This window comes from Lysinibacillus sp. NPDC094177 (assembly GCF_050279145.1).
Classification (GTDB): Bacteria; Bacillota; Bacilli; order Bacillales_A; family Planococcaceae; genus Lysinibacillus.
On sequence record NZ_JBNNTW010000007.1, the window covers coordinates 79,294 to 102,847 of the forward strand.

Consider the following 23,554-nt stretch of genomic DNA (forward strand, 5'->3'; position numbering starts at 1 on the left):
GAAGAAAAACATCATGAAATTTGGCTTTGATATAGATGACACACTCATTGATTTACGAGCACACGCCTTTGCGCTCTATAATAAAAAACTAGGTAAAAATGTTGCACTAGAAACATTTCAAGCTTTACAAAGAGTTGAAATTCACGAGCCTTTTGGTCTAACAGATGATGAAGGAGCAGCGATGTGGAATAGTTCATTAGAGGACATTTATTTTACGGATTGTTCTTCTTTTGAGGGAGCATTAGAGACGCTCCAAGCTTTGGCACAGCAGGGATATGACATTTATTATATCACTTCACGTCCTAAACAATATTGTGAGCAAACACGTGAATGGATGAAAGCACAAGGTTTTCCAATCATAGAAGGTCATTTTTTCTGCGGCATGCAGGATACAGAGAAAGTAGCTATCATTAAAGAGCTAGCTTTAGATGTTTATGTAGATGATAAACCAGCTGTATTAGAAACACTTCGAGATGTGAATACAAAAGTAATTTTAAAAAATCAATCCTATAACCAGCATGTTGAACTGCCACGCTTAAATCATTGGCACGATTTTTTAAGATTAGTAAATAATTAGCTTATCACCATAACGTGTAGTTGATTTCCGTTCCGACTGGGCGCTTTGCCGCTGACGCTTCGCTTTCGCGCAGAGCAGAGCTTCCTGGGGGCGTCCGATGAGCCGCTTCGCTACGCTGCAGGGTCTCATCTGTGACGCTGATCCCCAAGGAGTCGCCCAGTCTCCACTCCAATCAACTAATATACTTGTAAAAATATTATCATCGTTGACTTTTGGTGCTAAGTCGATTAAATGTTAAAAAGGAGAGTGCATTAGTAAACGCTACTCTCCTTTTTGAGTCGCTCAATTGCATAATACTACCACTTAATTATATTCCGACAATAGGGTTACTACCTAACGTGTAGTTGATTTCCATTCCGACTGGGTGCTTTTCTGAGGGCGTCCGATGAGCCAAATAGTTAAAGCAATACACCCGAATAGAGGGCACTTTAAAAGTGAACCTGTTCGGGTGTATTCTTTGTTTCTATCAATACAATTGCTTTTCGATTTCTAACGCAATGCCTTGGATAGTCTCAATTAATAAACTTTCATCATAGTCACTATAGCGTACTTCTGGAATAACGAGTGACACTGATGCAATTATTTGGTTGGAAGCGTTTAAAATCGGTGCAGATAAAGAGCATGCTCCACGTACACGCTCACTATTGCTTTTCGCAAAGTGCTGTCTACGAATCTGCTGTAAATCCTCCCACAAATGCTCTTTGGAAAGTATTGTCTTATCAGTGATGGATTCAAGACATATATTCTCTACATATTCTTCAACATTCGGCATAAATGCGAGCAATATTTTAGATGATGCACCTGCATAAAGGGGGGAGGTGTCACCTACAAACATTTTCGTTGAAAGCGGATATGTTGAATCATAGTTTAATATACATCGTCTCTCCAAACCATCAATAATATTCATGGAAACACTTTCGCCGATTTCTTCATTTAGCTTTTTCAAAATAGGTTCTGCGACTATAATAAGACTTGATTCTTCTTTTACTAAATTTCCTAAATACAGAAGCGAATGACCTAATTGATAGCGTTTAGTACGCTCATCTTTGTGAAGAAAGCCTTCGTACACAAAGGTAGAAACGAAACGCTGTAAACTGGAAATGCTTATCCCTGTTTTTTTACTTAATTCAGTTAGGGAAAGGCTAGGCTCATCTTTTGTGAAAGCTTTTAATACTTTAATAGCTTTGTGCAGCGATGACATTGTATAGTTTTTTTCGAAAATCTCCTGATTCATCCCGTCACCTACGTAATAAAATTTTCTTCGACATCTGCCGGAGGATTTAGCTTCATAAATACTTTTTATTTCTATTATAGCGTAATTTTATTTTTGTAGAGAGGACTTTTGGAATTCGTTTGTATGTTCTCCAAGTAACGGTGGTGCAGATTTATATTGAATATTTAAATTTGAGAATTTTATTGGGTTTTTGATGAATCTGATTGTACCATATTGTTTGTGCTCTATTTCACCAATCATGTCACGTGCAATAAATTGCGGTTGTTCTAGAGCTTCAGCAATTGTGTTCACACGTCCACCTGGAATTTTATATTGTTGTAATAAGGTAATCCATTCATCCCGTGTTTTTGTCATTGTAATGTCAGTAATCATCTGAACAAGCTCCGCTTCATGTTGCTTGCGCATCGTATTTGTTATAAAGCGAGGATCATTGGCCCATTCCTCACGTTTCAACATCGTGCAAAACTTTTTAAATTGTCCATCTGTACCAACGCAAATCATTAGGGGGCCATCTGCACAGTTAAATACTTGATACGGCGCAACATTATTATGACGATTACCGAGACGTTCTGAGCTAAAACCTGTATTTAAATAAGCGCTCGCTACATTCGCTAAGCTACTCATTTGAACGTCTAATAAAGCTAAGTCGATAAATTGCCCTGTATTTGTTTGATCGCGCATTCGTAAAGCGGCTAAAATACTAATGGCAACATAGTTAGAGGTTAAAATATCTGCAATAGGAACACCGACTTTTGTTGCTTCTCCTTCAGCTGAGCCAGTGACATGCATTAAACCACTCATTGCTTGAATAACTGGATCGAACCCAGGTTCATACGCAAGAGGACCGGTTTGACCGAATCCTGTTACTGCACAATAAATGATTCTAGGATTCACTTTTCTTAATTCCTCATAGCTTAGACCCATTCTCTCCATGTCACCCGTTTTAAAATTTTCCAGGACGACATCGGCATCTTTGACGAGTTCTTTAAGTTTTTCTCTGCCATCTATTGTCTTTAAATCTAATGTGATCGATTTTTTATTACGATTGGCACATAAATAATACGTACTTTGACCATTAACAAAAGGTCCCCAATCACGCATACTATCAGAGCCATATGGATGCTCTATGCGAATTACTTCTGCTCCTAAATCTGCCAACATCATGGAGCCAGCAGGGGCAGCATAAACACGAGATAAATCTAATACTCGAATATTTTCAAGAGGTTGCATTGTTCTTCCTCCTAAACACGTCATTTATAAACAGGCTTACGTTTTTCTACAACTGCATTTACACCCTCTTTAAAATCATCTAGCTCTGTAACAATGGCCATTTGTGATGAAATGTAATCAAGTGCACTACGTAAATCCATCCGTTGACTCTGATAAACAGCACGCTTTATGAATTGCAATGTCGTAGTTGGACGACTAGCTAATTCTTTTGCGTAATTCAATGTGTATTCGTCAAGCTCATGGTCTTCTACAACAAATGTCACAACACCTTTGTCTTTTGCTTCATCAGCAGTTAGTACACGAGCTGTCCAGAACATGTCCAATGCTTGATCGATACCGATTAGTTTTGGTAAATAATAAGCGCCACCGTCGCCCGGCACGATCGCAACGTTAATGTAGCTTTCTGAAATCTTTGTAGACTTTGCAGCAATCCGTATATCGCACATTAAGGCCATATCAAGTCCTGCGCCCATTGCAAATCCGTGCACCTGTGCAATAACAGGCTTATCAATTTCTTCAAGGAGCAGGGGAATACGCTGAATCTTTTTCCAAAGAGAATTTTTTCGTGCTAAACCTGTAGAAGAGATATCGTCCTCGCTTTGGAAAAATCCTTCACCAGCTTGCATTGCCTTAATATCCCCGCCAGCGCAAAATGATTTTCCATTACCTTTTACGATGACAACACGAATATCCTCTGAATCACGAACGGTTTCAAGGGCTTCAATCCATTTAGTGATCATCTCTTCACTGAAAGCATTGTACGCCTCAGGTCTATTTATTGTAATTGTGGCAACATGGTCTTGCACTTCAAAAAGTAAATCAGTCATTGATAACACTCCTTATCATTCAATAGTGGTTTGACACAAATTAATTAATTAATTATCCTTCCACTTTGAGAAGTGGCGAGCTAGAGCTAGGTGAAGTTAAATATTTCCATAGGCTATCTCCGCTATTTTCTAATAGTTGAGTTGCGACCAAATTAGTCCAATAAGAGGTGTTGGCTCCTTCATCGCGCCATGACCAAAGTCTACGTGTAAATTGATGCAAACTATGTTCGTGTGTCGTTCCAATTGCAGCGTGTACTTGATGCGCAATTGTTGTCACTGCTTGAATAATTTCTTCGAAACGAATGCTGGCGTAAGCAACCTCACTATTTTGATTATTCTTCTGAAGGGCATCCGTTACATTATTAAATGCTGCTAGAGTGATTGCCGTTTCACCTGCTAAATTTACAATATGCTGCTGAACGAGCTGGAAGCGATGAATCGGTCGACCGAATTGCTCACGTTCTTTCGTATATTGAACAGTTAAATCATTTATTTTATCGACTGCACCAGTCATTAGTGCTAATTGAAAAGCAGAATTAAGTGTTGTTATAGTGTGTACCTTTTCAGGAGATAACACAGCAGATACTTGTGAAACTTTAGCATCATGGAATATCACAGTATCACGTGGCTCGCCTGCTAAATTAATACCTAGCTTCATCTCAGCGTGGCTTAAATCTATTTCTACAAGATGAGTACCCTCCGCACTATAGGCAAGTGTCACTAGTTTTTTTGTATGACGTGCCCAAGGGATTTGGCTCGCTTCTCCCGTTAATTTGCCATTCTCTAACATAAATGCTTGATTAGGGCAGAGCATATACGTCGACAAGTCCTCAATTACTTGTAAACTAGTAAACTCCAATAAATAATTTGCAAATGTTGTTTCTGCAAATGGAATCGGTGCAGCGTATTTTCCAGTTAAACGAACAATATTCAATAAATCCTCTATGTCGCCACCTGCACCGCCATTTTCTTCTGAAATAGCTACAGCTGTCATACCGCTTTCTTTAAACAGATCCCATAGTTCTGGTGCCCAATGACCTTGTTCCACTGTATCGACTAACTCTTTATCGACTTTTTCTTTTAACATGCGTTCTACAACATCGAGAATCATATCTTTCATTTCACTCATTGTGCTATAACCCCTTTCGCTACAACGCCATACAATACTTCTGAAGTACCTCCTCGAATCGTGAAACCTGGTGCATGTAAAATGGATTCAGCCATAAAGCGATCAATTTTACGATGCGCGTCAAGTGTAGGATAAGTCTGTACGATTAAACGTGTGATTTCAGGAATACTTTGCTCAAATTTCGTACCAAGTGCCTTCACAAGTGCTGCAGGAATAGATACGTCTTCACTATTACCAGATTCTAAAAGCTGGGCCACTCCAATTGACAAATTACGTAGACCCCAAAGACGAGCTACTATTTTAGAAGCTTGCTGTAACCCTTCTAAATTGTTTTGGCGCTTTAATTCTTGAATAAGTTCATCGATTAATGGGAATGTACTCAATATTCGCTCTGGGCCACTACGTTCAAAGGCAAGTTCTGCTAATCCTTGAGCCCAGCCATTACCGATCTCTCCAACAACCATATTGTCAGGTACAAAAACATTGTCAAAGAACACTTCATTGTAATGATGTTCACCAGTTAAAAATTTGATCGGAACAACAGTTATACCTTCCGCATGCAAATCAACAATCAACTGACTGAGACCTGCATGTTTATTTTTTCCATCAAAAGGACTTGTACGTACTAAAGTCACCATATAGTGGCAAAGGTGTGCATTACTCGTCCATATTTTTTGTCCGTTGACAATCCAGCCACCCTCTACTTTTTCAGCACGTGTGCTAACCGAAGCTAAGTCAGAGCCACTATTTGGTTCACTTAAGCCTATGCCGAAGTAGCATTCACCTTTCACAATTTTCGGTAAGAAATATTCACGTTGTTCTTCTGTTCCATAGCGTAAAAGAAGTGGTCCAGTTTGGCGATCAGCAAACCAATGTGCAGCAACTGGAGCACCAACAGCTAAAAATTCTTCTGTTAAAATGTATCGATCAATAGTACTCCTCTCTTGACCTCCATATTTTTTAGGCCAAGTTAAGCCAATCCAACCCTTTTGACCAATTAATTTAGAGAATTCAGGATCATCTCCACTTAGCCAAGAATCACATTTAGGCGTAAAGGTACCTTTTGCTAATTCATCCTGTAAAAACGTTCGAACATCTAAGCGAAATTGCTCTTGCTCATGTGTAAATTGCACAGTTGGTAAATGAAACATTTAATCACTCCTTAAGTTTTACCGTAATGTGGTAACTATTATTGTATATGTGTATTTTATGATTACTTAGAAGTGTAGTCAATTACTTTTTTGGAATTATTAGAAAATTTTTACGAGTGGAGTAATGAACTAAGTATTAAAAATAAAATTCAGCGAAAAAATGGAAAAATACAGAATAAACATGTTACTATGTAGAAAATTCTGTAATGGAGGTATGGGGTATGCAAATGGCTATCAACACTTCCCAAAAATTAATGCAAGTTTTATCACCACAATTAGTACAGCATTTAGAAATACTGCAATATTCAACAAATGAGCTAGAACAGTATATTTATGATAAGGCTAACGAAAATCCACTGTTAGTTGTCACTGATGCGACAGTGAAAATGCAATATGAGGAAATTATGCAATTAGCAAGCTATTCTGATAAGAGTTATTCTGCGCAATATTATGGACCACAGCATAATTCATATAACCCTTTTGAGATGAAGCTTGCTGTAAAAGAAAGCTATGAGAAGTTTTTATTGGAACAAGTACCTATGCATAAAAATCTATCTTCTGCTGATTTAAAAATCTTAATGTTTTTAATTCAATCCCTAGATGAGCGTTTATTTTTAGATGTTGATTTAGAAATTGTTGCAAATAGATGTCAAACAAATGTTTTGCATGTAGAGGCACTATTGGACTTACTTCAAACTTTCGAGCCAGTAGGAGTAGGGGCACGTAATTATAAGGAGTTTTTACTCAATCAGATAGACAGAGATGCGCTTGCACCAAAATTGGCCTCTCGGTTTATCGAAACAGATATAGAGTTAGTGGCTGCACAAGCTATTAAACAGTTAAGTAAAAAATATAAAACTTCTCTACTTGAGGTGAAGAAAACTGTCCACTATATAAAAAATTTAAAACCAGTGATGATAGGAGATAAATTTGAAGCGATTCCATATGTCATGCCAGAAGTCGAAGTAGAAAGATTAGGAGAGGAATGGATGATTAAATTAAATCGTGGATATTTACCGATTGTTTCTATCGATAAAAATTATGTTGAAATACTAAAAAACGATCCGAATTGTAAAACATATTTCAAAGACACAATGAAAGATGCTCTTTTATTATTACAAGGAATTGAACAACGTGATAAAACACTGTACGAATTAACTAGATTGTTAGTGGAATTACAAGAGGATTTTTTCCATAAAGGTATTGAGGCATTGAAGCCAATGCGGTTAAAAGATGTAGCAGACATTTTAAGTCTACATGTGTCTACGATTAGTCGAGCTGTGCGTGGAAAACATATAAAAACCTCCCATGGTGTGTATGCTTTACAATCGCTATTTACAAAAGGAGTAATGAATATTTCTGGAAAAATGGATTCTATTATGTATATTAAAAAGCGGCTCAAACAGTTGGTAGAGGCAGAGGATAAACAAAAACCTTTAACTGATCAGCAGATTACAAGTATTTTATGTACAGAAGGTATCCAAATATCCAGGCGGACAGTAGCGAAGTACAGGGAAGAGATGAATATTATGAGTTCATTTAATCGTGTATATGGATAGGATAGATGATGTAAATAAACTGTTAATGATGTATTTTCGCATCAAAATTTGAAAAATGCATATGGAAGATTCATTGTTTTTTGTAAAGGCTTTCACCATAATGTGGAGTTGATTTCCGTTCCGACTGGGCGCTTTCCTGGGGGCGTCCGATGAGCCGCTTCGCTTCGCTGCAGGGTCTCATCTGTGACGCTGATCCCCAAGGAGTCGCCTAGCCTCCACTCCAATCAACTCATGTATGGCATATGTTTTAACTTCTTTTCAGTGGGTGTTCAAACGTCATCATCCCTGAATTTTGATGATAAGACATTTTTCTGCACCAATAATAGATGTACAGATAAATAATTTGGGGGGCTTTAACAATTTAGTAGGTTTGGCATCAGAATTGCTCATTAAACGATAGACATTGAAAAAGAAGAAAGGGGCTAGTAAATGTCTACATAAAACACTAAAGGGGTGGTTTAATGGGAACTTTGCAAAAATCACTGAAAACACGGCATATTACAATGATTTCTATTGGAGGGGTTATTGGTACAGGGCTCTTCGTTGGGACAGGAAAAAATATTTTAAGTACCGGTCCTGCAGCGGTGGTTTCATATGCGATTGCATGCTTACTCATAGTTCTGATTATGCAAATGGTTGGGGAAATGGCATCAGGAGAAATAGTATTAGGAAAGAAATCAGGTGGTTCAGCAGAGTTAGGTTCATTTGCTTCATATGCAGGAAAGTATATTGGTCCATGGGCAGGTTTTACAGTAGGCTGGCTTTATTGGGCAAGCTGGGTGTTTATTGTGGGGTTAGAAGCAGCACTCATAGGGGGAATGCTGCATAATTGGTTCCCGATGATACCAACATGGCTCGGAAGCGTAGGCATTACATTATTGATGACAATTGTTAATATTTATTCAGTAAAATCATTTGGTGAATTTGAATATTGGCTATCATTCGTTAAAGTTACGGCAATTATTGTATTTTTAGTTGTTGGTATCGCGATGATTTTAGGGATTTGGCCAAATTATGAACCAAAGGGGTTAGGTATTTTAACGGAATTCGGTGGATTTGCACCAAATGGAATTGTCCCGATTTTTACGGCAATTGTTTTTGTTATTTTCTCGATTTGTGGTGCTGAGGTTGCAGCTATCGCGGCAGCAGAGTCTGAAAATCCAGCGAGAAATATTGTTCGTGCCATTCGCAACGTTGTCTTTCGATTAGGTTTATTTTTTGTAGGATCAGTAGCTATTATGGTTTTAATTATACCTTGGAATGATTCAAAAATGTTGGCAGCACCTTATGCAAATATATTAACGATGGCAGGGCTTCCAATTGCTGCTCAACTTATTCAAATCGTCATTTTTATTTCATTAATTTCAGTTTTAAATTCTGCTCTTTATACAAGTTCACGTATGTTACTTGAAATGTCACGTCAAGGCGATGCACCAAAGATATTCTCACAAATTAAAAATCGTCGAGGTGTACCTGTACCAGCTGTTATTGGTAGTACAGTGGTAGCGTATATTTGTGCGATGCTATACTTCATTTCACCTGAAGTTATTTTCTACTTTTTGGGGAACTGCGTTGGAGGATTAATGATTGCAGTTTATATTTTCATTGCTATTTCACAAATTCGTTTCCGGCGTTATTATGACAAAGTTTCAAATGAGCCATTATCGATTAGAATGTGGCTATTTCCATATTTATCGTATGTCACAATTGGTATTTTAACAGTCGTTTATTTATGCCAAGCTCTCATCGAATCTTTACGCTCTCAATTCTATCTGAGTACAGCGGTATTAATTGGCTCAATTGTGTTGTTCGTGATTATGCGAAAACTGTCGACAAGATCAGCAGAGCAAATAGAGGAAAAGTTCGCTTCGGAATAGAATGTTATTAAAATACAAAAAATTCGCAACATTTCTGCGAGATATCAAGCCGTGAAAGAATGTAAAGGATGCTTTAAAACACCTTTTAGGCTTGCAGATGCCCCGTAGAAGTGAGCGGATTTTTTTGTGATGAAGAAGTTTTTAAAGTTTGAGAGGAAGTGGTCTATATGTCGATAACTCAACTGCATAAAGATGAACATTTTTTTATTGTAAAAAATGATGAGATAATAATTAAAAGTGATATCCAAATAGAGCTTCTTGAAAAAATAATAAAAAAATATAGTAAAGGAACAGAAATCTTCGAGGCGGAAGGCTATTCTATTCATGTATTAAAAACTTCGCAAGGTAGCTTATTTCATGTCAAACCAAGCCATATAGATTTTATGAACCCACTGTCAATTAAAATATTAAATTCCATATCAGATGGCGTTACAGTATGTGATTGTGATGGCAAAATTTTATTCCAAAATGATATTGATGTTGAAATTGTTGGCATTGATTTAATGGGAAGATATGCAAAAGACGTAATCGCTGAAGGAATAATGAGTGATTCCATTTCGATGAAAGTAATTGAATCTAAAGAAAAAGTAACTATTTTGCAGACTTTCATTAATGGCAAATGCTTTTTAGTTTCTGGTAAGCCAATATTTGACGAATATGGTGAATTACAATACGTAGTAGCAATTACACGTGATATGACACAATTAAAACTGTTAGAGAAAGAAGTAAAAAAATTAGAAGTTCAAAACGAGAATTTTAAACACAAGCTACATGCCTTACATAATAAAGAAACAACAAAAAGTAGTTTAATAGCTGTGTCTTCAGAAATGATGCAGGTTGTAAAGCGTGTTATGAGAGTTGCGGAGGTAGACTCAACTGTATTAATCGGTGGTGAATCTGGCGTAGGTAAAGAAGAGATTACAAAGCTTATTCATGATAATAGCCGACGTAACGATAATCAAATATTAACGATTAACTGTAGTGCAATCCCTGAAAATTTATTAGAATCTGAACTTTTTGGCTATGAGGCAGGAGCGTTTACGGGAGCGTCAAGAGGTGGTAAGGCAGGATTATTTGAGATTGCGTCAGGTGGTACAGTGTTTTTAGATGAAATTGGAGAGATGCCCTTATTACTGCAGGCGAAATTATTACGTGTGATCCAAGAATCAGAGGTTCAGCGTCTAGGTAGTGGAAAGCCTATTCCAATCGATGTTCGTATAATCGCTGCGACAAATCGAAATTTAGCGGAGATGGTGAGGCAAGGTAATTTCCGTGAGGATTTATTTTATCGTTTAAATATTATCCCGATTGAAATTCCTCCTTTAAGACATCGTCGTCAAGATATCATTCCACTAGTCAACCATTTTTTAGCTATAATTGGGGAAAAATACGGTATCCATCGCACAATTGAGTCATCTGCTATGAAAATATTAGCGTCTTATGATTGGCCAGGAAATGTACGTCAGCTGAAAAATATGGTGGAGCGTATATGCTTACTAGCAACGCAGCCAGAAATAACAGCTTATATTGTGCAGCAAGAATTAGATAGTAACCCAGCGATTACCCGTGATATAGAAAATCCTGTAGAAATACAAAATATTCAGGAACAAGTTATAGCTCCAAAGTTTAGTGGTACTTTAAAGGAGCAAGTGGCAGCTTTTGAAAAGCAGCTTATTAAGGAAGCTCTATCTAAATATCCGAGTATCAGGCAAGCTGCTAAATCACTTGGCTGTGATCAGTCAACATTGGTACGTAAAATACAAAAGTTCCAATTAACGCGACAAATTTCATATGAGGATTAATGATGTATTTTTGCATCAAAATTTCATTTATGCACAATAAGATGTAATATTGCGATACTCACTAATTCATACAAGGAAAATGATGAAACGCATCGTTAATATGTTAATAGATTTAGAAGGAAAGAGGCATTTTCAAAAAGAAACGTCTCTTTTTCATTTTGTTGCAGTTGTTGTGAAGTAACAATAAGATCCGTTTTGATTTTTTCACTCATCACCAAAAGAAAGGAATGATTTTGTTAAACGTATGCCAATAATATAAGTTGATTGGAGTGGAGGCTGGGCGACTCCTCTGGGATTAGCGATAGAGGAATGAAGGCTAAAACCATCACGTCCTGTGATAACGCCTTCGTGACCAACATCCTGTTGCCCCGAGACCCTGGAGCGAAGTGAAGCGGCTCATCGGACTCCCCCAGGAAGCTCTGCTCTGCGCGAAAGCGAAGCGTCAGCGACAAAGCGCCCGGCCGGAACGGAAATCAACCACACGTTATGAAAATGTAGCAATATTTTTTCGTTAAAAATAATTTTTTTCTTCGCTTGGCACGAGAATTGCTATTAAAAAAGTGTATGAAATTATAAACGAAAAGAGGTTGGCATTTATGACAATTCAACTAAAAGAAGAGTTAAAAACGTTAGATCAAAAACATTTTCTACACCCAACAACGTCAATTGAACAACAGCAAACACAAGGTCCAGCAGCCATTTTTACTGAGGGAAATGGCATTTATTTAAAAGATATAGAAGGAAATATCTACATTGATGGTATGTCTTCATTATGGAATGTAAATATTGGGCATGGTCGTAAAGAAATTGCCGAAGTGGCGAAGGAGCAAATATCTACATTAGCATTTAGTTCCTGCTTTGCATCATTTAGCAATGAACCAGCTATTCGTTTAGCGACGAAAATTGCTTCTTTAACGCCGGGAGATTTAAACACTGTATTTTTTACTTCAGGCGGCTCAGAGTCGAACGATACAGCGATTAAATTAGCTCGTCATTACTGGTTACTAAAAGGGCAGCCAGAGCGCCAAAAAATTATTTCACGTACGCAGTCATACCATGGTGTAGCTATGGGTGCTACAAATGCAACAGGCTTACAGGCATTTCGTGACTTTACTAATTCACATGCCCCAGATTTCCACTATGTATACAGCGAATCCGTACGTAATTTACGTGAAACAATTGAAGCGTTAGGTCCTGAGACTGTGGCAGCATTTATTTCTGAGCCCGTACAAGGTGCAGGTGGAGTTAATATTCCACAAAAAGATTACTTTAAAGAAGTGCGAAATATTTGTGATGAGTACGGTATTTTATTCATTGCAGATGAGGTTATTACGGGATTTGGTCGTACAGGCAAATTCTTCGGTATGGAACATTACGGGGTAGTGCCAGATATGATGTCATTTGCTAAAGGCGTATCAAGTGGTTATGTGCAACTTGGCGGTGTGGCGATATCCGAAAAGCTTCATCAAGATTTTTGCGAGCTTTCTAAAGGGACATTAATGCACGGATATACTTACAGTGGCCATGCACTCGCTTGTCAAGTTGGATTGAAAAATATAGAAATCATTGAGCAAGAAAATCTCGTTGAAAATGCTGCAAAAATGGGCGATGCGATGTTAGAAGGATTCCGAGCACTTCAAGAGAAATATAGCTTTATCGGCCGTGTGCGTACTCTTGGATTACTTGGAGCCATTGAATTAGTAAAGAGCCGTGAGACGGGTGAATTGTTTGAGTCTCCACTTAGTCCGATTTTTGTACAAGAAACGATGAAACGAGGATTAATCCTCCGAACGGTCACTTATGATCAAGATACAGTTGTATTTTCTCCACCTCTCATTCTATCGAAAGTAGAGCTAGATGAAATGTTACGTATTTTAGACGAGACATTTGAGCATATACGAAAAACAATTGTTGAAAAAGAAGTTTAACTTCTTTCAGCAAATGTCTTCCAACTCTAAAGGTGATGAGAATGAGGTTTTAAGTCCCTTTTCAGCGAGTGTCCAAACATCTGTACCTGTCGCTACGCTTTCGGTACAAAAAACATCCCGGAACTCAGGCTAAGAGCTTCACATCCTGTGAAAACGTCTGAGTGACCAACGTCGTGTTGTTGCTGTCGCTTCGTTGCACTACGCTTTCGCACAGAATGAACCCCTGTTGCTGACGCTACGTTAGCACTGCGCTTTCGCACAAAAAACATCTGTTGGCCTAAAGCCTCTGGCGGATGTCACGGAATCGGAAAGGAGTTCACATCGGATGTTAGCCTAAAATCATCGAATCCATGCGATAACGGCTAACTGACTTGCATCGGTAAAAGCGCCACGTCCTGTGGCATTACCGAAATGACCGACATCGTGTCGGCCCTCACGCAGGCCTAAGCACAAAGCCGATTCCGGACGCAATTATGCCGGGGCATAATTGATATCAGTGTATACGATCACTATTTGAAGGAGGAGTTTTATGACAACTATTGTTAGAGAAATACGAGAACAATTTAATCCAGCGAAACCATCTCAATGTATAGGCCAAGTGGAGCTTTTGACAATAGATGAAACGAAAGAAGTTATCGTTTCTGCTCAGGATGCATTTGAAGATTGGAAAAATACGTCTTCTGTTGCACGTGGAGAAATTTTACGCGTGACAGCAGATTTGCTTGAGAAAAATATGGATAAAGTAGCTGAAATAGCTTCGAGTGAAATGGGTAAAACGAAAAATGAAATGCTTGGTGAAGTTAAACGTGGCGCTTCTATTTTACGTTATTTTGCACAAGAAGGGATGCGTGCAACAGGTGAGGTGTTACCGTCAGCCAATGAAGCGAAATTACTGTACACAATGCGGGTACCACTCGGTGTCGTTGCTGCCATAACTCCTTGGAATTTCCCTGTCGCTATTCCCCTGTGGAAAATTGCACCTGCATTAGTGTATGGCAATACAGTAGTTTGGAAGCCTTCTATTGAAAGCGCTTTAACCGGTAAATTAATAGGAGAATTATTTGAACTGGCAGGCTTACCGAAAAACGTGTTAAATGTTGTGCAAGGCCGTGGTTCAAAAGTGGGGCAGGTATTATTGGAGGCACCTGAAGTAAAGGCGATTACATTTACAGGTTCAAATAGTGTTGGGCAAAGTATATTAGATACTGCTGGTTCTACTAATAAAAAAATTCAGCTTGAACTTGGAGGCAAAAATGCTGCGATCATTTTAGCTGATGCCAATTTAAATCAGGCTGCAAAATTAACGATTGAAGGTGCGATGAAGCAAACTGGACAGCGTTGTACAGCAACTAGTCGAGTTTACATCGAGGAAGCGGTTTATGAACAGGTATTAGAGCAGTTAATAGAAGAAGCTAAAAAAGTTGAAGTTGGTGTCACGATGGGACCTGTGTCATCCAAGGGGCAATATGATTCTATCTTAAGCGCCATTGAAAAAACAAAAATAGAGGGTGCAGAGCTTGTATTTGGCGGTGGTCCTACAAAAGGTATGTTAGAAGGATACTATATTGATCCAACAATCTTTACAAATGTAACACACGAGATGTCGATTGCCCGTGAAGAGATTTTTGGACCAGTTTTAGCCGTCATAAAGGTAAAGGATTATGAAGAAGCGATCCGACTATCGAATGACTCTGAGTTTGGATTGAGTGCTTCTATTTATACAAATAACATTCCGAAAGCATTTGATTTTATTAACCGTAGTGAGGTTGGACTCGTACAGGTTAATGATGAAACGGGCGGAGCAGAGCCTCAAGCACCGTTTGGAGGAATGAAAAATTCAAGTACCGGTGCACGTGAGCAGGGGCAGGCAGCAAAAGAGTTCTTTACAACGTTTAAAACAATTACGATTGGCACAAAAAGTGAGTAAATGAAAGAAATTTAGAATAGAAGACAAAAAAATATACTTCATATATGCCTCGGTGTCATGGCCCAGATTTTTTCAAATTGTATGCAATAACTATAAAAAATCTGGGGCATCCGCTTGAGGCATTAACTTCATATACAAGAATATGCTTTGGTGCAAAGTAACACGAAGTGAACAACCGCATTTACGCTCAGGCGTATTTGCCTTTTTTTAAATCTATTAAACGAAAGAAGGTAGAGCTATGGCACAAAGTCGTTTAGCAATTGATGTCGGTGGAACGTTTACAGATGTATTTGTTTTTAATGAAGAGACCGGAGAAGTATTTGTCACAAAAACGTCGTCTACACCTTCAAACCCGGAGCAAGGAATTTTAAATGGAGTAGCAAAAGCAGAATTAGATGGCAAGGATATTAAAATTTTTTCTCATGGCACAACAGTTGGAACGAATGCGTTAATTGAGCGCAAGCTGCCAAAAACAGCTCTTATTACGACAAAGGGCTTTAGAGATGTAATCGAAATTCGCAGGGGAACGAAAGAAGATATTTGGGACACATACAAAGATACTGCGAGGCCTTATATTCAACGACGTGATCGCTTTGAAGTGACAGAACGAATAGATTATGAAGGAAATAATCTTCAAGCTATTGATGAAGAGGAAATTCGTTTATTAGCAAAAAAATTAAAACGTCGAGGAACAGAATCCATTGCTGTGTGTTTCATCAATGCCTATGTGAACGGGGAAAATGAGGCGAAAGTCAAAGAAATTTTAAAAGAGGAATTACCGGATGTCTATGTTTGTATTTCAAGCGAGGTGCTTCCGGAAATTTTCGAGCATGAACGTATGAGTACAACGATTATCAATGCTGTTCTTGGTCCAATTATGAGTAACTACATTAGTAAGTTAAGCAATGAAATGCAGAAAAAAGGCTATGACGATGAAATATTAGTTTTACACTCTGGTGGCGGGGTGATGACTTCAAGTACAGTGCCCCGCTATGCTGCTAGATTGGCAAGTTCCGGGATAGCTGCTGGAGCAATTGCAAGTAAGCATATCGCAAAGTTGTGCGGGTTTGACAATGCAATCGGCTTAGATATGGGTGGTACAAGTACTGATATTTCGCTGATGTATAAGGGTGATATACGGATCACAAAGGACTGGTCTATAGAATATGGCTATCCAATTGGTTTCCCGAGCATTGAAATATTAACAATAGGAGCCGGTGGCGGTAGTCTCGCATGGAAAGATGAAGGCGGTTCTTTACGCAATGGACCACAAAGTGCAGGGGCAGTACCAGGTCCGGCTTGCTATGGCCGAGGAGGTACTGAACCAACTAACTCAGATGCGAATTTAGTGTTAGGACGTTTGGGTGTGGATTTGTTGGATGGTACGATGCAATTAAACAAAGAGGCAGCAAGTAACGCTGTGAAAAAAATCGCAAATGCATTCGATCAATCAGTTGAGGAAGCGGCAAGTGCCATTATAGAAGTTGCAAATGCCAATATGAGTGATGCAGTTCGATTAATATCAGTACGGAGAGGCTATGATCCACGAGATTTCGCACTCGTAGCTTTTGGCGGTGCAGGACCATTACATGGTGCCTATTTGGCGAAAGATTTGAACATTCCAAAAGTCATTATTCCTACTCATCCAGGTGTGGCAGCAGCAATGGGATGCCTACTTGTAGATGTACGCCACGATATTTCTAAAACGTACGTGAAAAAACTGGATGAAGTAAATGTAGAGGAACTGACAAATCAATTTAGTGAATTGCGAGAAGAGGCAAATGCGTTATTAAAAGAGGAAGGAATAGCAGAAAATTCATCGTCATTAACGAATTTTATAGATCTTCGTTATAAAGGACAATGGCGATCTCTGGCCGTTCTCGTATCCGATCAAATAACTTCCTTAGATGCTATATTGGAAGCATTCCATCAAGAACATGAAAGAGAATTTGCATTTTCCGATAAGGATCAAGCTGTAGAGATTTTTGGTCTACGTGTCACGGCTATAGGAACAGTTCCTAAGCCTAATTTCCCGCAGTATGCTCCTGAAGGTTCGCTTGAAGATGCTTTCAAAGAAACACGTCCTGTTTATTTTGAAGGTAAATATATTGAAACGAACGTATATCATCGCGATAAAATACCAGTTCATACGCAATTTGAGGGTCCAGCCATTATCGATCAGCTGGATACGACGACTGTTATTCCACCAGGGTTTACAGCGGAAGTAGATGCCTATAAAAATATCATTATTACGGTGAACTAATACGCGATAAGGAGGAATTAGGCTATGAGTACTACGAAATTGGAGACGAATGATAAGGTTCAAAATCTCGACCCGGTAACATTTGAAGTGTTAAAAAACGGCTTTGTGAACTTAGTCGATCAAATGGCTGAACAAATGCTGCGTACGTGCTACTCGTTTGTTATTTATAATCGAGACTTCAGCTGTGCATTATGCGATGCACAGGGCAATACGGTGATGCAAGGAACACAAGATATTTCTGTACACGTAGGGACATTGCATTTAACTGCAAAGGCTGTATTAGAAGATTTCGCTGATGATATTCATCCAGGAGACGTATTTTTAGTAAATGATCCTTATCGTGGAGGAACGCATTTCAGTGATGTACGTGTAATTTTACCAGTGTTCCATGATGACAAACTGATTGCACTGATGCAAACAAATGGGCACTGGGCGGATGTCGGCGGTTCTAACCCAGGTTCTTTTGATATCACAGCAAAGGAACATTACGGGGAAGGGCTACGTATCCCACCTGTTCGTATTTATAGTAAAGGTCAATATTTAACAGATGTTGTGAAAATTATTGTCATGAACATGCGTATTCCGGAAGAACGTATAGGAGATTTACGTTCTCAAGTAGAAGCGGCGAAAGTGGGAGAGAAGCAACTCAAGGAAATGATTGAGAAGTACGGTATTCACACGGTGCTAACAGCTTTTGAAGAAGTCCAAAATTACGTTGAACGATTAATGAGGGCGAAAATTAAAGCTTTACCTAAAGGACAATGGGAAACAGTGGACTATATAGATATGGACCCACAATTAGGAGATGGCCTCATCCCAATTCGTGTAAAAATGACTATTACGGAGGATGAAATAGCTTATGATTTAAGCGATTCACATCCTTATATCAGTTGTTTTTTAAATGCAGGGTTTGGTTCAGCACTTTCGGGTACTTATGCAGGAACCAAAACGTTTTTCCCGGACATTCCGCTGAACTCGGGGTTTTATCGTGTTGTGAAAATATTTCTTCCTGAAAACTCTGTCGTCAACGCACCTAGCCCAGTAGCTGTTTCTGGCTATTGTTCAGGGGCGTTTGAAAAAATTATGAATGCTTGCTTTGAATTATGGTCAAATATTATGCCGGAACGCGCTATCGCATGTTCATTTAATTTAGAGTATTTACTAATAGGCGGTTATGATCAACGACGAGATAGTAGTGAATATTTTATGTGGTATGACTGGATGGCTGGTGGTCATGGTGGACGTATTGACCGCGATGGTGCGAATACAACGTCACCAGTATTCGGAGTAGGATTGAGTGTTCAGCCATGTGAGGGGCAAGAGCGTTTGTCACCAGTTGTTACGACGAAGCATGAAATTATTATAGATTCTGCAGGTCCTGGGAAATATCGTGGTGGTTGTGGTGTAGAAAAGGGCGGTATTTTAACAGATGTCAATCAAACCGTGATGTCCTATTGCTGTGATCGTTCTCGCTCCATTACATGGGGGATTATGGGTGGCTTACCTTCTATCGCACAAGGGGCTATTTTAAATCCAAACAAAGAGAGTGAAGAATTTTTAGGTACGATTTTCTCCAATATTGAATTAAAGAAAGGCGATACCTTTACACGTCCTTCAGCTGGAGGAGGCGGTTTAGGCGACCCATTAGCACGAGATGTCAAAGCTGTATTAGAGGACGTTATTGATGAATATGTTTCGATTGAACGTGCGAAGCTTGATTATGGCGTAGTGATCCATGAAATTGACCGCGATTTGGATGCTTTCGAAATTGATATGGCTGCTACATTAAAAGAACGTGATTATATTCGCAAAAATCGCCATAGATGGCTGGGGACAGATCCGATAGAAGTTGAACAAATGTACAACAAAGGTGAAATTAATCAAATGGATGTTGTTCGAAGATACGGTGTCATTATGGATTATCAAACAAATAAAGCATTGCCAATCTCAACAGAGCAATACCGAGAAGCGATGAAGAAACGTTCTTTGGCATATTGGGGATAGACATAACGTTTAGCGTATTGGGTTAAGTATAAGCTAACTTTAATCATATATAAGAGAGTAGTTCACACTACTCTCTCTGCGAGATGAGGGTATACAAATTTTTAATATCAAATAATGCATAAACTATGAAAAATATTACGACATAACTTTTAACTGGGACAACTGACAGTTCGAAATCCTTATGGAACCGTATTTTCTTCGATTTTTCGAAGCCAAATACGTGCCGGTTTCCATAGTGTTGCTTTTTGAATATCTATCTTCTTAAATTTTTTTGGTTATTAAAGTCCCTATTCCTAACAACAAATATATACAGAATAAGTATATTAGAAGTAGATTAGTTTCAACAGACTTTATTCCTACAGCATATAAACAAATTAAAAATTTACCACTCAAGATTAAGATCATGTAAAGAGACACAATTAAATATTTTTGAATTAAGACTATATTACGCTCATCATATTCAGGGACATTACCTTCCCTTTTATGTTTGACCCTAGATAAAACCAAAAATATGATGAATGCAAAAAATGCACCTAGAACTATCGGTAACACTACTTCAAATCTAAAATGCCCTGTTTCTTTACCAATTACATAGCTCCCTAAAAACCCACCAATCAACATAGCCCCTATCACTACAAACCAAGTTGTGAATTGTAACTTTTGTTCTTTGGAATGCACAACTCTATTAAATGAATAGGAGAGTTGTGCATCGAGTTTGAAGTTATTTCACACTAGGTAATATTTTATTTAAAACGATGGCTACTATAGCAGCAGTTGCTATTGGAGAGCCGAATAAATATTGAACTGTTGTTGGTAATGAGTATAAGAAATCTTTAGGAAGTAATGTTAGGGCTAATGTTAAAATCACTGGTATTGCGATTACATACATTTCCTTTTCACCAATGTGTTCATTTTTCATTACTTGTAAACCACTGATCGCAATAATGCCACAAACGATCACAAATACACCACCGATAACTGCTGAAGGAATTGCAGAAATAAGAGCAGCTAATTTACCAGAGAAGCCGAATAACACAAACCAAAAACCTGCAGCAATAAAAACACGGCGACTTGCGATACCTGTGATCGATATCACACCTGCATTTGTTGAATAGCCAGTGACAGGAGTTGAGCCTAGTAATGATGCGATGAAACAACCAATTCCTTCGCCGATAACCCCGCGATTAATTTGTTTATCAGTTAATGGTTTATCGATGACATTACTCACTGCAAACCATGTACCTGTTGTCTCTGCCATTAAGACGATATAAATAATAACCATTGTAATGATGGCTGAAAAATTGAACGTAAAGCCGAAATCTGCAAATGGAATTTGAGGCATACTAAACCATTTTGCTTGAGATACTGCTGATAAATCTAAGACACCCATAATATTCGCGGCAATACTACCTGCGATTAAAGCAATGATTACTGAAGTGATACGAAATACGCGACCTTTTTTATGAAAGACTGCACCTAACATAACGCAAACGATAAGAACGGTAGCTGAAATGAGAGCCAAATAGATGTTTTGGTTAATAGATGCACCCGCTGCGTTAAAAATGTTATTACTTAAACCTACAGGCATTAATGAAAGACCGACAACAAAGATAATTGTCCCTCCGACAAGTGGAGGAATGAAAGTATTGACGATTTTATTGAATATACCTGTATAACCTAAAATAATGACCAAAATGGCGCCGATTAAGCTTGCTCCTAGCACAGTGCTCCAGCCAAGATCTCCACCACCACTTGTGGCATAAATACCTACAATCGCACCAAGAGGAACATATGAAGGACCTTGTGCTATCGGTAACTTCATGCAAAAGTGAGTTTGAATAATTGTTGCAATCCCTGCAGCAATGAAAGTCGATTGTATCAATGCGCTTGATTGACCTGATTGTAAACCGATTAACATGGCAATTAAGAAAGGCACTACGTAGACATCCATCGCCATGACATGCTGTAAACCAAGTAAGGCTGATTGACCAAATGAAACCTTCTCATCTGGTAAAACTGTTAACTGCTGAGTTTTCATATTATCGTTAGCTAATTTGTTATGTTGCGTTTCCACTAAGATGTACACCTCAAAATTGTAAATTTAGAATTTTTATTTATGCTCTAACGTGAACCTGATTACCTTGTACCCAAACTTCACGGATATTTTCAGGGCGCACAAGATACATAATTTTTTGGAAGATATCCTGTAAATCTTCCTTGCTATCAAAAATCGGAAGTTTTGCAGAAGATATGTTTGTATCGATAATTTGTACATCCCACGTGTAGTTTTCCTGTAAACGGCCAATAGGTAGGCTTAAGCTTTCTCCGCCACCTGCTGTTGCTAAATAAAATGCTTCATTAATTGTGATACGCGAATGTGGAACACCACGTTTTTCAGTAGGAAGAGATGGATCAACACCGTCTTCTAGCATTCTAGATGACATAACAGCTTGTCTAGCATTATCGAATAGGCTAGGGGAGAAACCACCTGAAATATCTGACCCTAATCCAATATCAACGCCTTTTGAATGGAAGTGGGCAATTGGAATGACACTATTTGCAAAATAAGCATTGGAAATTGGACAATGACCTATCGCAGTTCCTGTTTCAGCAAATAACTGGGCATCGTCATCATTTAAGAAATTACAATGTGCCATCACAGATTTATCGCCCAGTAGGCCAAAATCATGTAAGGCAAAGGCATCATTTTTCTTAAATCGTTCCTTTACGTAGCCGTGCTCCCAATCACTTTCACTACAATGAGATTGGATATGTGTATCATATTTGGCAGCTAACTCTCCCAAACCTTTTAAAGCATCGTCTGTACAGCTTGGGATAAAGCGTGGTGTTACAACTGGATAAACACCCTGTTTCGTTGATTTTGCTAATTCTTTTACAGCTACAATAAATTCTTCTGTATCGTTTAATGCCGTTTGCGTATTTGCATCGCGATAATAGTCTGGATTTTGTTCAGGATCATCCATCACAACTTTTCCGACTAGACCTCGTTGCCCTTTTTCAGCACAAATTTTCGCTAATAGTAGGCTCGCTTCTTTATGGACAGTCGCAAAATAAAGTGATGTAGTCGTTCCATTTGCAAGAAGAGTGCTTACTAAATCTCCATAGACCTCTTGTGCAAACTCTAAATCGGAGAATTTTGATTCGATAGGGAATGTGTATGTATTCAGCCAGTCATAAAGTGGAATATCTAATGCAGTTCCAGCTTGTGCCCATTGTGGTGCATGTACATGCAAATCGATAAAGCCTGGTAAGAAATATTGACCGTCAGCTAATTGATGGAAATTTTCTTGATGTTGATATGTAGTTAGTAGATTTTGATAGTCTGCTTGCTCAGGAGCTACAGTCTTTTCAATCATCCCGTCAGCATTAATGAAGAATAGATGATCCTTTAAAATTTGCACTTCAGTAGGAGACTTACTTGAAAAAGCTGTCCCTTTAAAAATTAACGTATAATCAGTCATAAAAACCACCTTAATGTTCGTGTATTGATGAATGTATGGATTATTATAGGTCATTAAAACTGATACGTCTATAAAAAAACGAATATTAATAGAATTAACGCAGGATTTTTGAACAGATTTCACTATTTTTTTACAGCTTTTACAAGCATTAAGATGAATCATTGATAAAAGTTAGGATGACATTTGTAAAACGTATGCCATGTAATTGGTTGGCGTGGAGATTGGGCGACTCCTTGGGGATTAGCAATAGAGGAACGAAAGCTAAAAGCATCACCTTCTGTGATAACGCCTTCGTGACCAACCCGTGCCGCTGACGCTTCGTTAGCACTACGCTTTCGCGCAAAAAGCATCTGTTGGCTCGAGGCTCAGGAGCAACAGCAAAGCTGTCACTTTTGAAATAAGATTGATTAAAATTTGCAGACAATCCTCAGTTTCCTGATTAAATAAAACCACGTATTTTGAACAAAGTTTGATCAAAATACGTGGTTATATCTGTTTGTCGCTATTTATTTTTAAAGATTAATTATTCTGGACCGCTAAAGCACCATTTGAGTTTAATAAGAA

At 38.4% G+C, this 23,554-nt stretch carries 16 protein-coding genes; 8 read left to right on the forward strand and 8 right to left on the reverse strand.

Annotated features, from left to right (window positions below; translation table 11 throughout):
* Positions 1–13 precede the first annotated feature (13 nt).
* Positions 14–577 (forward strand): 5' nucleotidase, NT5C type, encoded by a 564-nt coding sequence (locus tag ACQKNC_RS13300; protein WP_427425309.1) that lies wholly within the window; start codon positions 14–16, stop codon positions 575–577.
* Between the two features lie 466 nt (positions 578–1,043).
* Here ACQKNC_RS13300 and ACQKNC_RS13305 read toward each other — a convergent pair whose 3' ends face one another.
* The 5 genes from ACQKNC_RS13305 to ACQKNC_RS13325 form a co-directional block, all read right to left on the reverse strand.
* Positions 1,044–1,811: an IclR family transcriptional regulator gene (locus ACQKNC_RS13305; RefSeq protein ID WP_427425310.1), complete on the reverse strand. Its 768-nt coding sequence runs from the start codon at positions 1,809–1,811 to the stop codon at positions 1,044–1,046.
* Positions 1,812–1,898: 87 nt separating this feature from the next.
* Positions 1,899–3,041: a CaiB/BaiF CoA transferase family protein gene (locus ACQKNC_RS13310; RefSeq protein WP_427425311.1), complete on the reverse strand. Its 1,143-nt coding sequence runs from the start codon at positions 3,039–3,041 to the stop codon at positions 1,899–1,901.
* 20 nt (positions 3,042–3,061) lie between these two features.
* Positions 3,062–3,868: an enoyl-CoA hydratase/isomerase family protein gene (locus ACQKNC_RS13315; RefSeq protein ID WP_427425312.1), complete on the reverse strand. Its 807-nt coding sequence runs from the start codon at positions 3,866–3,868 to the stop codon at positions 3,062–3,064.
* Positions 3,869–3,920: 52 nt separating this feature from the next.
* A complete protein-coding gene (locus tag ACQKNC_RS13320) occupies positions 3,921–4,997 on the reverse strand; it encodes an acyl-CoA dehydrogenase family protein (RefSeq protein ID WP_427425313.1) in 1,077 nt (358 codons plus the stop codon).
* The gene (locus ACQKNC_RS13325; RefSeq protein ID WP_427425314.1) at positions 4,994–6,148 is read right to left on the reverse strand and encodes an acyl-CoA dehydrogenase family protein; all 1,155 of its coding nucleotides are present in this window, start codon (positions 6,146–6,148) and stop codon (positions 4,994–4,996) included. Before ACQKNC_RS13325 ends, ACQKNC_RS13320 begins: the two co-directional genes overlap by 4 nt.
* A gap of 221 nt (positions 6,149–6,369) precedes the next feature.
* Here ACQKNC_RS13325 and rpoN point away from each other — a divergent pair, with 221 nt between their 5' ends.
* The 7 genes from rpoN (at position 6,370) to ACQKNC_RS13360 (ending at position 19,508) form a co-directional block, all read left to right on the forward strand.
* On the forward strand, positions 6,370–7,707 hold the full coding sequence (gene rpoN, locus ACQKNC_RS13330; RefSeq protein ID WP_427425315.1) for an RNA polymerase factor sigma-54: 1,338 nt from the start codon (positions 6,370–6,372) through the stop codon (positions 7,705–7,707).
* 461 nt (positions 7,708–8,168) lie between these two features.
* A complete protein-coding gene (locus ACQKNC_RS13335) occupies positions 8,169–9,584 on the forward strand; it encodes an amino acid permease (RefSeq protein ID WP_427425316.1) in 1,416 nt (471 codons plus the stop codon).
* A 167-nt stretch (positions 9,585–9,751) separates the two neighbouring features.
* Positions 9,752–11,386, forward strand: a complete 1,635-nt coding sequence (locus tag ACQKNC_RS13340; protein ID WP_427425317.1) for a sigma-54 interaction domain-containing protein — start codon at positions 9,752–9,754, stop codon at positions 11,384–11,386.
* Positions 11,387–11,982: 596 nt separating this feature from the next.
* Positions 11,983–13,314 (forward strand): aspartate aminotransferase family protein, encoded by a 1,332-nt coding sequence (locus ACQKNC_RS13345; protein WP_427425318.1) that lies wholly within the window; start codon positions 11,983–11,985, stop codon positions 13,312–13,314.
* A gap of 529 nt (positions 13,315–13,843) precedes the next feature.
* Positions 13,844–15,241, forward strand: coding sequence for an aldehyde dehydrogenase family protein (locus ACQKNC_RS13350; protein ID WP_427425319.1), 1,398 nt, complete (start codon positions 13,844–13,846; stop codon positions 15,239–15,241).
* Between the two features lie 238 nt (positions 15,242–15,479).
* Positions 15,480–17,504: a hydantoinase/oxoprolinase family protein gene (locus ACQKNC_RS13355; RefSeq protein WP_427425320.1), complete on the forward strand. Its 2,025-nt coding sequence runs from the start codon at positions 15,480–15,482 to the stop codon at positions 17,502–17,504.
* A 24-nt stretch (positions 17,505–17,528) separates the two neighbouring features.
* Positions 17,529–19,508: a hydantoinase B/oxoprolinase family protein gene (locus ACQKNC_RS13360; protein ID WP_427425321.1), complete on the forward strand. Its 1,980-nt coding sequence runs from the start codon at positions 17,529–17,531 to the stop codon at positions 19,506–19,508.
* Positions 19,509–19,769: 261 nt separating this feature from the next.
* On the opposite strand, the gene ACQKNC_RS13365 is transcribed toward ACQKNC_RS13360, so the two are convergent.
* From ACQKNC_RS13365 to guaD, 3 genes are read right to left on the reverse strand one after another with little or no spacing between them, the layout of a single operon-like run.
* A complete protein-coding gene (locus ACQKNC_RS13365; RefSeq protein ID WP_427425322.1) occupies positions 19,770–20,186 on the reverse strand; it encodes a hypothetical protein in 417 nt (138 codons plus the stop codon).
* A gap of 43 nt (positions 20,187–20,229) precedes the next feature.
* Complete coding sequence (locus tag ACQKNC_RS13370) at positions 20,230–21,582, reverse strand: uracil-xanthine permease family protein (RefSeq protein WP_427425323.1); 1,353 nt, start codon at positions 21,580–21,582, stop codon at positions 20,230–20,232.
* Between the two features lie 40 nt (positions 21,583–21,622).
* Positions 21,623–22,990 carry a guanine deaminase gene (guaD, locus tag ACQKNC_RS13375; RefSeq protein ID WP_427425324.1) on the reverse strand — a complete coding sequence of 456 codons (1,368 nt, stop codon included), beginning with the start codon at positions 22,988–22,990 and terminating at the stop codon, positions 21,623–21,625.
* Positions 22,991–23,554 lie beyond the last annotated feature (564 nt).